The sequence below is a fragment of the Priestia filamentosa genome (assembly GCF_900177535.1).
In the GTDB taxonomy this organism is placed as follows: Bacteria; Bacillota; Bacilli; order Bacillales; family Bacillaceae_H; genus Bacillus_I; species Bacillus_I filamentosa.
Window position 1 is genome coordinate 1 of record NZ_FXAJ01000026.1, and the last position, 4,227, is coordinate 4,227.

The 4,227-nt window shown below is 36.6% G+C and carries 5 protein-coding genes; all 5 read left to right on the plus strand.

What is annotated here, in order from left to right; genetic code table 11:
• Positions 1-11: 11 nt before the first annotated feature.
• Positions 12-134, plus strand: coding sequence for a DUF3967 domain-containing protein (locus B9N79_RS26845; RefSeq protein WP_205635685.1), 123 nt, complete (start codon positions 12-14; stop codon positions 132-134).
• 423 nt (positions 135-557) lie between these two features.
• Positions 558-1,778 carry a MobV family relaxase gene (mobV, locus tag B9N79_RS25665; RefSeq protein ID WP_085119467.1) on the plus strand — a complete coding sequence of 407 codons (1,221 nt, stop codon included), beginning with the start codon at positions 558-560 and terminating at the stop codon, positions 1,776-1,778.
• A 405-nt stretch (positions 1,779-2,183) separates the two neighbouring features.
• A complete protein-coding gene (locus tag B9N79_RS25670; protein ID WP_276208862.1) occupies positions 2,184-3,137 on the plus strand; it encodes a protein rep in 954 nt (317 codons plus the stop codon).
• A 72-nt stretch (positions 3,138-3,209) separates the two neighbouring features.
• The gene (locus B9N79_RS25675) at positions 3,210-3,539 is read left to right on the plus strand and encodes a hypothetical protein (RefSeq protein WP_085119472.1); all 330 of its coding nucleotides are present in this window, start codon (positions 3,210-3,212) and stop codon (positions 3,537-3,539) included.
• Between the two features lie 244 nt (positions 3,540-3,783).
• Positions 3,784-4,227, plus strand: a 444-nt coding sequence (locus tag B9N79_RS25680) for a MerR family transcriptional regulator (RefSeq protein WP_085119474.1), incomplete at its 3' end; no start/stop codon positions are given.

The following is a 4,227-nucleotide window of genomic DNA, read 5'->3' on the forward strand; positions in this document are numbered from 1 at the left end:
GATTACAACAAATGCAACAATACATTGATACCAAACTAGCAGATAGAGATAAACAGCTTATGGGAGTAATTAAGGAGTTACAAGAGATTAAGGCAGCACAACGTAAAAAGAAGTGGTGGCAATTTTGGAGATAGATATGTAGGACGCCTTTTGGGCGTTCTTTTTGTTTGGGCAGATATGTAAATATGACCTGTGTCAACGGTACCGGACTGAGCCCGTAAGGGAACAGGAGGATAAGGAGTTGATACAGCATCTGCACCCGAACCCTCTTGGCATTGAACAAACCATGTTTGTTCTGCCACCCGCGCGAGGGAGCCCCCTCAAAATGTGAGGGGGGTGGGGGAGTTTTTTGAGGGGATCCAACGTCCTTACGTTGGTCGGCGTTTGGGGGCGACACCCCAAGGTCTTTTTCATGCGGAAGCATGAATACGGCATAGCCGTACAAGCCTCGCAGAGCACACACTTTTGGAACAAAAGTATAGTGTGCTATACTTTACATGGAAGTAGTTGCCGGAACTTAACCTTGAATAGGTGATAAATACGAGGGGGATATGTAGATGAGTTTTGCGATTTGTCGCATGGAAAAAATGAAATCTCATGACCTTAAAGGGATGCAATTTCATAACCAACGTGAGAGGGATAGTAAAACGAATCCCGATATTGATAAGGAGCGTTCCCATTTAAATTATGATTTGGTGAATCAGCAAAATATTGATTATAACAAGCGAGTGAAAGAAATCATTGAAGCCCAAAAAACAGGGACGAGAAAAATAAGAAAAGATGCTGTTCTGGTCAATGAATTATTAATAACATCAGACAACAACTTTTTTGAGCGTCTAGATCCCCAGCAACACGAAAAATTCTTTAAAGAGAGTTACAAACTATTTGCAGAAAGATATGGCCAACAAAATATTGCTTATGCCACCGTACATAATGACGAGAAAACACCCCATATGCATATAGGTGTTGTGCCAATGCGTGATGGTAAACTTCAAGGGAAAAATGTTTTTAATCGTCAGGAATTACAATGGATTCAAGATGAGTTTCCAAAACATATGCAAAAGCAAGGATTTGACTTAGAAAGAGGAGAAAAAGGCTCTGATAGAGAGCATTTAACAACTCAAGCATTCAAGGCTAAAACTTTAGAAGAGAAGGTCGTATCTTTAGAAGAAAATTTACAAGCGAAACAAACAGAAAAACAAGAAATTGAAAAATCTATTAGAGATATAGAAAGTCGCTTAAGTGACTTGGGAAGGTCTTTAGACCATGTAGAAAAGGTTGATAAGGTTGAAGTGACAGTGAAAGGGGGCTTTATGCGCCCTAAAACGCTTCAGATTGATCCAGAAGACTTTGAAGGCATTAAAACCCTTGCTAAAGTGTCAGAAACGCTTAGAGACGAAAATAAGCGCCTTAGAAAAGAAAATGAAAAACTTCAAGATGAGAAAAATGATTTGGAGCTTGAACGTGACTTTTTAAAAATAGAAAACGATAACTTAGAAAAAGATAACAATAAACTAGAAAAAGAAAATGGCATTTTGAAGAAAACTCTAGAACGAGTAAAAGAGCTATATTCAGAGAGGATTCCTGAATTAGCTAAGATGATTGGTTATGTTAAAGCTCGTTTGTTAACTACGGCAAAAGAAAAATTGTTAACTAGCCATTTTTCTGGTGACGAAGAAATTAAAGGTGCAAAAGAATTTTTAGATAAAGAAAAAGAGCGAAAAAAGAGTATAAAGAAAGTTCCAAGTAGAGAAAGGGATTATGGACCTGAGCGTTAAAAAAGACTGGCAATCTGCCAGTCTTTTTGTCTTTTAGAAACGAGTTGAAAACGAGTTTCTTCTTAACTTGATAGTAATAGAAACACCGTCGTCGGGCAAAAATACCGTTCAACCTTAGAACGACAAGGGTTTGTTTGTGTTTTGACACATAGAAAAACCACCTGTATAATTGAGTTGTCGGAAACAATTACCAGATGGCTTTTTAGCCTTCATAAAGAAGGGCGTGTAAATTAATTTATGCAAGATAATAATACTGAAAATTTAATAGTTTTGCAAGACCTTAGAACAGATGGAACTGAGAGACCTCACCAAGAGAAGAAAAAAATGAGTCTTCATGAAGCTGAACATTATGAACGAGGTTATGAGATTTATGGAGAATCTCAGTTGCATCGTAAGGCGGAACGAATGAAAGAATGCGCTAATGTTCTCAGGTTTCAAAAACGGCAGAATGGTGAGCTAAAGTTGTATCAGGCTTGGTACTGCAAAGGGAGGTTTTGTAGTATGTGTAATTGGCGCAGGTCCCTTAAGATTGCAGCCCAAAACAAACGGATTGTAGAAACCATTAATTCACGTCATAAAGTAAGATGGCTGTTTCTAACGTTAACCGTAAAAAATGTGAATGGTGATGAGCTAAGGGATACGTTAACGCAAATGACAGACAAATTTCGTAGATTAATGGATTACAAACCTGTTAAGCGTAGCATACTTGGCTTTTTTAGAGGTTTAGAAATTACATACGATCACGAGAAAGTAATTACAAAAAAACGTTATGATAAGAATCCAAAGTATTATAAAAAGCAAGGGTTGAAGCCTGGTGATTTAAATCCTAATTTTGATAAGTATCATCCTCATTTTCATGTGCTTGTTTGTGTTAAACCTAGTTACTTTACGACACATTATATAAAACAAAAAGATTGGCAAGCAATGTGGAAACGAGCTATGAAGTTGGACTATGACCCAATTGTTGATATTCGTCCAGTAAAACCAAAGAGTGGTCAAGTAGATTTAGGACAAGTAGAAGCAGAGGTATCTGATGCAATTAAGGAACAAAAGGCCATTTTCGAAGCTTCGAAATATCCTGTCAAAGCGACAGATATTATCCAAGATTGGGATACTGTTAGAGATGAAGCTGTTGAAACTTTATATACGTTAGATACTGCAACAGCTTATAAAAGATTAATAGGGTATGGTGGATTATTGAAAGATGTCCATGCTGAACTGAAAATGGATGATGCAGAAGAAGGAGACCTCGTAAAGGTGGACGATGAGGAAGACGATGAGATTTCTAATGCTATTATGGAAGTTGTAGCGTATTGGCATTACGGAATGAAGAATTATGTTATTAAAACTGATTTATGAAAATTAAAGCTGATATTATTCAGCTTTTTATTTTATGTTTTGTTTTTCTCAATGAAAATGGAGGTGTTTTATTTGGAAAAAAACGACCATTATCAAAGTTTATTAAAAAGACTTTGTAAAGCTGATAATATTTCTCCGAGAAAACCTAGATTTGAAAACGTTGAAGATTTAGTACTTATTCATGTTAAAAATCATTTGAAAGAAGGAGTAGATTTAGAATGCTTTAAGATTCTAAATCTTATTTATCAAACAGTCGTACCTCTAGGTATCAAGTTCAATCAACAATTATGTTTATATCCAGGTGGAGATAGATTAGATAGAGTAACGGTATCCTTTAGCAAAAATGATTATATGGCTTTAAATAAAAAACTAGAAGAAGGAGATATAAGTCACTCCGATTAAGGTTCTAATCATAGGCTATTAATGGCGTTTTATACATGGCAGGCATACGCCATTATATGCTATAAGTATGACAAAAATTATTAGGCAGGACACTTAGGACACTTAGGACAGGACAGAGGACGGACAGGACGGACAGGACACAAAACACTTAGGACGTCCTGGACACTGTCCTGGACAGTGTCCTATGACAGGATATTCAACTTCCAATAACGAATGGTTTTATTTATTCAAAGGAGGGATGAACTTGTTAAAAGCAGTCCCACAAGAAAAAACATATGACGGTTCAATATTTGCTAAAACGTTGGGTGTTACTTCGTCAACCCTTAGAAATTACAAGAGTCATTTCGTTAAAGCAGGTATTTCTTTTAAGATGAAAAATGGAAAAACAGTCTATACTGAAACCAATTTACAAATGTTTAAGGCTATGTTGGATTTATACAAACAAGGTGGAAAAACTATAGCTGAATGTGTCCATGCTGTCCTTGCAAGTGTCCATCCTGTCCAGGACAGCGTCCTAACTGTCCAGGACACTGTCCATGCTGTCCAACAATATGAGGACAAGGTGCAGGACAGTTTAAAACAAATGGAAGAACGATTACAACAAATGCAACAATACATTGATACCAAACTAGCAGATAGAGATAAACAGCTTATGGGAGTAATTAAGGAGTTACAAGAGATTAAGGCA